This window comes from Micrococcus sp. APC 4021, assembly GCF_030407635.1.
Lineage (GTDB): Bacteria > Actinomycetota > Actinomycetes > Actinomycetales > Micrococcaceae > Micrococcus > Micrococcus luteus.
Genome location: NZ_JASDCZ010000119.1, coordinates 1 through 6,937, shown reverse-complemented (window position 1 = coordinate 6,937; position 6,937 = coordinate 1). Strand labels below are relative to the sequence as shown.

The 6,937-nt window shown below is 76.6% G+C and carries 7 protein-coding genes, 1 tRNA gene and 1 riboswitch; of the genes, 6 read left to right on the top strand and 2 right to left on the bottom strand.

Annotated elements, in window-relative coordinates; all coding sequences use genetic code 11:
• Nucleotides 1-480, top strand: a 480-nt coding sequence (locus QL983_RS09575) for a bifunctional hydroxymethylpyrimidine kinase/phosphomethylpyrimidine kinase (RefSeq protein ID WP_290152635.1), incomplete at its 5' end; no start/stop codon positions are given.
• 196 nt (nt 481-676) lie between these two features.
• On the opposite strand, the gene QL983_RS09570 is transcribed toward QL983_RS09575, so the two are convergent.
• Both QL983_RS09570 and thiE read right to left on the bottom strand, forming a co-directional pair.
• A tRNA-Arg gene (locus QL983_RS09570) sits at nt 677-749 on the bottom strand.
• A gap of 86 nt (nt 750-835) precedes the next feature.
• Nucleotides 836-1,579 (bottom strand): thiamine phosphate synthase, encoded by a 744-nt coding sequence (gene thiE / locus QL983_RS09565; protein WP_036316591.1) that lies wholly within the window; start codon nt 1,577-1,579, stop codon nt 836-838.
• A 21-nt stretch (nt 1,580-1,600) separates the two neighbouring features.
• Nucleotides 1,601-1,731, top strand: a riboswitch (TPP riboswitch).
• Here thiE and QL983_RS09560 point away from each other — a divergent pair.
• The 5 genes from QL983_RS09560 to argS all read left to right on the top strand — a co-directional run bounded on the left by QL983_RS09560 (nt 1,725) and on the right by argS (nt 6,934).
• On the top strand, nt 1,725-2,894 hold the full coding sequence (locus QL983_RS09560; protein WP_036316589.1) for an FAD-dependent oxidoreductase: 1,170 nt from the start codon (nt 1,725-1,727) through the stop codon (nt 2,892-2,894). Its footprint overlaps the riboswitch before it by 7 nt.
• The gene (thiS, locus tag QL983_RS09555; protein ID WP_036316587.1) at nt 2,891-3,133 is read left to right on the top strand and encodes a sulfur carrier protein ThiS; all 243 of its coding nucleotides are present in this window, start codon (nt 2,891-2,893) and stop codon (nt 3,131-3,133) included. The genes QL983_RS09560 and thiS overlap by 4 nt, the downstream gene beginning before the upstream one ends.
• A 3-nt stretch (nt 3,134-3,136) precedes the next feature.
• Nucleotides 3,137-3,955: a thiazole synthase gene (locus QL983_RS09550; RefSeq protein WP_036316581.1), complete on the top strand. Its 819-nt coding sequence runs from the start codon at nt 3,137-3,139 to the stop codon at nt 3,953-3,955.
• Complete coding sequence (gene moeB / locus QL983_RS09545; protein ID WP_036316580.1) at nt 3,952-5,148, top strand: molybdopterin-synthase adenylyltransferase MoeB; 1,197 nt, start codon at nt 3,952-3,954, stop codon at nt 5,146-5,148. Before QL983_RS09550 ends, moeB begins: the two co-directional genes overlap by 4 nt.
• 115 nt (nt 5,149-5,263) lie before the next feature.
• A complete protein-coding gene (gene argS / locus QL983_RS09540) occupies nt 5,264-6,934 on the top strand; it encodes an arginine--tRNA ligase (protein ID WP_122054182.1) in 1,671 nt (556 codons plus the stop codon).
• Nucleotides 6,935-6,937: the final 3 nt, after the last annotated feature.

Below are 6,937 nucleotides of genomic sequence, written 5' to 3'. Positions count from 1 at the left end.
GGGCGCGCCGCGTGGGCCCGGCTGCTGCGGGTGGCGCACCTGGTGACACCCAACCTGCCCGAGCTGGCCCGGCTGACCGGGCGGGACGCGACGGACTGGGACGCCGCCCTCGACGCGGCGCGGGGCCTGGCCGCCGAGCACGGGGTGACGGTGCTGCTCAAGGGCGGGCACCTGGACGAGACCGAGGCGCCCGAGGCCGCAGCGGCGGAGGTGCCGGACGCCGTCGTGCGCGTGGGCGGGGCCGTGCACGAGGTGCGCGGCCCGCGCGTGACGACCCGCGCCTCGCACGGCACCGGCTGCACCCTCTCCTCGGCCCTGGCCACGCTGGCCGGGGCGGGCCTGAGCTGGGAGGACGCACTCGAGCGGGCCAAGCCGTGGCTGGCCGACGCGATGCGGGCGGGGGAGGCGCTCGCGGTCGGGGACGCCTCGCGGCCGACGTGGCACGGGCCCGTCGACCACGGTCATGCGCAGCGGGGCTGAGGGCGGGACCTCCGGGCTTCGACACGTTCGAGGCGGGAAATCCGGCGAATACGCACCTCGGGACGTCCCATGAGGTCGATTTCCCGCCTCGAATGCCGGTGACCCGGACCTCCCGCTCCGCTCGAGCGTCCGGGTCCGCAGAACCCAGAAGAGCCGGACCACCGTGTCGCCACGGGGGTCCGGCTCTGTTCGCTCGTGCCCCCGGCAGGATTCGAACCTGCGGCCTTCTGCTCCGGAGGCAGACGCTCTATCCCCTGAGCTACGGAGGCGGGGGTCGCGACGCGTCGAGCGCGTTGCGGACTCGTCGACTCTACACCATCAGGACGGCCCGTCCGTGACCTCCCCGCGGGGCGCGTCAGCCGGGCAGGCCCGCGCGCAGGGTCCGGGCCGCGGCCTCGGGGTCCTCGGCCTGCGTCACGGCGCGGACCACCACGATCCGTTCCGCCCCGGCCGCGCGGACCTCGGGCAGCCGGTCCGCGTCGACGCCGCCGATGGCGAACCACGGCCGCGCCCCCGCCGGGTCCTCCGCGTCCAGGCGTGCGGCGAGGGTCGGCAGTTCCAGTCCGACGGCGGCCCGGCCCGGCTTCGTGGGCGTCGCCCACACCGGCCCCGTGCAGAAGTAGTCCAGGCCGTCCTCCGCGCGGGCGCCGCGCACCTGCGCCTCGGTGTGGCACGAGCGGCCGAGCACCACGTCCGGGCCCAGCAGGGCGCGGCACTGCGCGGTGGTCAGGTCGGTCTGGCCCGTGTGGAACACGTCCACCCCGGCCAGGGCGGCGACGTCGGCGCGGTCGTTGGCGGCCGAGAGCGCCCCGTGCTCCCGGGCCAGCGGGACGAGCGTGGCGAACGCGGCCAGCTCGACCGCCACGTCCACGGCCTTGTCCCGCACCTGGATCACGTCTACTCCGCCGCGGAACGCCGCCGCGCAGAAGTCGGCGAACGCGGCCGTGTCGAGCGTGCCGTCCGGGCGCAGGAACCGCTGCAGGTCGGTGCAGACGTACAGCCGGGAGGCGGCGAGGCGGGCGCGGCGGCGCGCGCCGGGGCCGGTGCCGCCGTCGTCGCGGCCGGCCGCGGTCATCAGGAGCGGATCGGGGGAGTGCATGCGCCCACTGTGGCAGACTGGCCGCTGTTCCATGGGAGCCCGGGCCGCACACGCCGGGCTGAGAGGGCCGCAGGGGCGCACCGCGCCGGCGCGGCCGACCATCACCACTCGATGCGGGTCATGCCGCCGTGAGGAGGACCGGTCCGTGCACGTGGCCGTCGTCGGGGCCGGGATCATCGGCCTCACCGCCGCCGTGCGTCTGCGTGCCGCAGGCCACGCCGTCACCCTGATCGCCCCCGAGCTGGACGCCGCCGGGCGCCCGCACGCCGTGGCCGGGGCCACCCACGCCGCGGCGGGGATGCTCGCGCCGCTCGCCGAGACCCAGTTCAGCCAGGACGACCTCGCCCCGCTGCTGCAGGCCGGCTGGGAGGCCTACCCGGCCCTCGTGGACCTGCTCGCCGCCTTCACCGATGTGGAGACGGGCTTCCTCGCACAGGGCGCCTGGATCGTGGCCGCGGACCCCTCGGACGCCCGCGCCTGGGACCACGTGCTCGAGCACGCCTCGATCCTCGGTCGCCGGGTCGAGCCCGTCTCCGTCCGCGCGCTGCGCCGCGCCGAGCCCGCCCTGGCCCCGGGCCTGGCCGCCGGCTTCGACGCCCCGGACGACCATCAGGTGGACCCGCGACGGCTCGCCGCCGCCTGCGTCGCCGCCCTGCGCGCCGAGACCGGACCCGACGGCGGCCCGCTCCCGGTCGGCGCCGGACCCGCCGCCCGGTTCGTGGCCGGACGCGTCACCGCCGCCGGCCCGGAGGGCGAGGGGGTGCGCCTCACGCTGGCCGACGGGGGCGTCCTCACCGCCGACGGCGCGGTCCTCGCCGCGGGCCTGGGCCACCGCGGGATCGGCGGCGCGGCCACCGCCGTCGAGGTCCCGCTGCGCCCCGTCCACGGCGACGTGCTGCGTCTGCGGGTGCGCCCCGAGCAGCTGCTGCCGGGGGAGTCGCACCTGATCACCCGCACCGTCCGCGGCCTCGTCCACGGGCGCCAGGTCTACCTCGTGCCCCGCGCGGACGGCACCCTCGTGGTCGGCGCCTCGGCCCGCGAGGACGGCCTGGCCGGCACCTCCGCCGGGGCCGTGCTGGACCTGCTCGCCGACGCCGCCGCGATCCTGCCCGCCGTCCGCGAGTGCGAGCTCGTCGAGATCACCACCGCCGCCCGCCCCGGCACCCCCGACGACGCCCCGCGCGTGCTCGCCGTGCCCGAGGCCCCGGGCGCCGTCGTCGCCACCGGCTTCCACCGTCACGGGATCCTGCTCGCCCCCTGGGCGGCAGGGCGGATCCTCGAGCTGCTGCACGCCCGCCTGAAGGAGATCGCATGAGCACCCTCACCCTGACCCTCAACGGAGAGCCCGCCGAGCTGGCCGTGGCCACCGTCCGCGACGTCGTCGCGCACGTCACCGGGCGCGCGATCGGCGACGACGGCGCCGCCGCGGACGGGCGGCGGCTCGGCGTGGCCGTGGCGGTCGGCGGCGAGGTCGTGCCCCGGTCGGCCTGGGCCACCCGGGCGCTGGCCGCCGGGGACGAGGTCGACGTCGTCACCGCGGTGCAGGGGGGCTGAGCGATGGCCGAGCACCGCACCCCGCCCGCCGCCCCCGCGATCCCGCCGCTGCGGATCGGCGGCTACGACCTGGCCTCCCGGCTCATCATGGGCACGGGCGGCATCACCGACCTCACGGCGCTCGAGGGCGCCCTCGTCGCCTCCGGCACCACGCTCACCACCGTGGCGCTGCGCCGCTGGTCCGCGGACACCCGCGACGGCCTGGTCGCGCTGCTGGACCGCCTCGGCATCGACGTGCTGCCCAACACCGCCGGCTGCTACACCGCCCGGGACGCCGTGCTCACCGCCCGGCTCGGCCGTGAGGCGCTCGAGACCGACCTCGTGAAGGTCGAGGTCATCGCCGACGAGCGCACCCTGCTGCCCGACGTCGTCGAGACCCTCGAGGCCACCGAGCGGCTCGCCGCCGACGGCTTCACCGTCCTGGCCTACACCTCGGACGACCCCGCCATGGCGCTGCGTCTCGAGCAGGCCGGCGCCGCCGCCGTCATGCCGCTGGGCTCGCCGATCGGCTCGGGGCTGGGCATCCTCAATCGCGCACACCTGGAGCTGATCGTCTCGCGCGCCTCCGTGCCGATCGTGCTCGACGCCGGCGTGGGCACGGCCTCGGACGTCGCCCTGGCGATGGAGGCCGGCTGCGACGCCGTGCTCGCCGCCTCCGCGATCACCCGCGCCGCCGAGCCCGCCCGCATGGCCCACGCGTGCCGGCTCGCGCTCGAGGCGGGCTTCCACGCCCGCCGTGCCGGGCGCATCCCGCGCCGCGAGCACGCCCTGGCCTCCTCGCCGATGGCCGGGCGGGTCACGGCCGAGGAGGACGAGCGGTGACCGCCGCGCTGGACCCCGCCGCCCGTGAGCCCCGCGACCTCACCGCACTGTCCGACACCCAGCTCGAGCGCTTCGCCCGCCACCTGAGCCTGGACGGCTTCGGCCCCGAGGCCCAGCTGGCGCTGCTGCGCTCCCGCGTCCTCGTGGTGGGTGCCGGCGGCCTCGGGGCGCCCGTGCTGACCTACCTCGCCGCCGCGGGCGTGGGGGAGGTCCACGTGATCGACGACGACGTGGTGGACCGCTCCAACCTGCACCGCCAGGTGATCCACGCCGAGGCGGACCTCGGCCGCCCCAAGACCGCCTCCGCCGCCGCGACGATGCGCGGCCTGCACCCCGAGGTGCGCGTGGTCGAGCACCGCGAACGCCTGACCGCGGCCAACGCGCTCGAGCGGGTCGGCGCCGTGGACCTCGTGCTCGACGGCACGGACAACTACGCGACCCGCTACCTCGTGGCCGACGCGTGCGAGATCGCGGGCGTGCCCGTGGTGTGGGGCGCGATCCTGCGGTTCGCGGGGCAGGTGAGCGTGTTCGCCCCGGGCGGGCCGCTGTACCGGGACGTGTTCCCGGAGCGGCCCGAACCCGGTGAGGTGCCCTCGTGCGCGCAGGCCGGGGTGCTCGGGGTGCTGCCCGGGATCGTCGGCTCCCTCATGGCGGCCGAGGCGATCAAGCTGCTCTCCGGGGTGGGTGAGCCCCTGGTCGGGCGACTCCTCTCCGTGGACGCCCTGACGATGCGCTTCCGTGAGCTGCGGCTCGTGACCGACCCCGAGCGGACCCCCGTGACGGACCTGTCCGCCCACGCGGCCCAGGCCCCCCGCCCGGACGACGCCGGCGCCCCCGGCTCGGCGGAGGCCTGCGGCGCCGCGGGCGAGGAGATCGCCCCCGCCGCGCTGGCCGCCCTGCTCGCCGACCCCGCCCGGGCCGCGTCCCTGACTCTGCTCGACGTCCGCGAGGACTGGGAGCGCCGCCTGCGCCGGGTCGAGGCCCCCGCGGCGGTGGCCGATCGGCACGTCCCGCTCGAGGCCGTCCTCGCGGAGCCGGCGGCCCACGCGCCCGGGCAGGACCGCGTCCTGGTGGTCTACTGCGCGGCCGGAGCCCGGTCGGCCCGGGCGCGGGACGCCGTCGTCGGGGCCGACCCGAGCTCGGGCGGGCGCGTCCTGTCCCTCGCCGGCGGCCTCGCCGCCTGGCCCGCCTGACCCCCCACCCCGACGAACCCTGCGAAAGGGCCCCCGCCGCGGGCCGGAGGGGGCCATCTCGCAGGGCTCGTTCGCACGCGCACGGGCGCGGCGGCCCTTCCGTAGACTTGCGCGGGTGAAGCCCGAAGACCTCTCCGCCCTGCTGTCCGCTGTCCTCACCGACGCCGTCGATGCCGGTGACCTCCCCGCCGCGCTGCGGGAGGAGATCACCCCCGCGCGCGTGAAGGTGGAGCGACCCCGCAGCCGCGAGCACGGCGACTGGGCCACCAACGTCGCCCTCCAGCTGGGCAAGAAGGCCGGCATGGCCCCGCGCGACCTCGCCGGGCTCGTGGCCGAGCGCCTGACCGGGAAGCCGGGCATCGCCGCCGTCGACGTCGCCGGCCCCGGCTTCCTCAACGTCACCCTGGACGCGGCCTCGGCCGGCGCCCTGGCCCGCGAGATCGTCGAGGCCGGCCCGGAGTACGGCCGCAACGACGCCCTGGCCGGGCACACCGTGAACATGGAGTTCGTCTCCGCCAACCCCACCGGCCCGCTGCACATCGGCCACACCCGCTGGGCCGCGCTGGGCGACGCGATCGCCCGCCTGCTGCGCGCCTCCGGCGCGGACGTCACCGCCGAGTACTACGTCAACGACGCCGGCAACCAGATGAACGTGTTCGCCGACTCGGTCCTCGCCCGCCTGCACGGCCGTGACGTCCCCGCGGGCGGCTACCCGGGCGCGTACGTGCAGGAGCTGGCCGACGCCGTCGCCCTCGAGCACCCGGACGTGCGCGAGCTGACGGACGAGGCCGCCCGCCCGGTGGTCCGCGAGGCCGCGTACCGGCTCCAGATGCAGGACATCAAGGACACGCTCGCCGCCTTCGACGTGCACTTCGACGTGTTCACCTCGGAGCAGACGCTCCACGACTCCGGCGCGATCGAACAGGCCGTGCAGCGGCTGCGCGCGCAGGGCCACATCGAGGACCGCGAGGGCGCCGTGTGGCTCAAGACCACCGACTTCGGCGACGACAAGGACCGCGTGCTCATCCGCGCCAACGGCGAGCCCACCTACTTCGCCGCCGACGCCGCCTACTACCTCCACAAGCGCGACCGCGGCTTCGAGGAGAAGGTGTACCTGCTCGGCGCCGACCACCACGGCTACGTGAACCGCCTCAAGGCGATCGCCGCCGCCGCCGGCGACGACCCGGCGACGAACATCGAGATCCTCATCGGCCAGCTCATCTCGGTCAACGGCGCGAAGCTCTCCAAGCGCGCCGGCAACATCATCGAGCTCAAGGACCTCGTGGAGTGGCTCGGCCGCGACGCCCTGCGCTACGACCTGGCCCGCTATCCCGCGGACTCGCCCCTGACGATCGACCCCGAGCTGCTGCGCTCCACCACGAACGACAACCCCGTCTACTACGTGCAGTACGCCCACGCCCGCGCCTCCGGCGCGGCGCGCACCGCGCAGGCCCACGGGGTGGACCGCTCCGAGTTCGACGCCGCCCTGCTCACCCACGCCACCGAGTCGGAGCTGCTGGCTCAGCTGGCGGAGTTCCCGGCCGTCGTCGCCGCGGCGGCGCGCCTGCGCGAGCCGCACCGCGTGGCCCGCCACCTCGAGGTGATCGCCGGGGCCTACCACTCGTGGTACGCCGCCTGCCGGATCGTGCCCATGCCCACCGACGACGGCACGCCGCGCCCCGTGGAGACCCTCAACCGCACCCGCCTGTGGCTCAACGACGCCACCGCCCAGGTGCTGGCCAACGGCCTGGGCCTGCTCGGCGTGTCCGCCCCGGAGAAGATGTGAGCG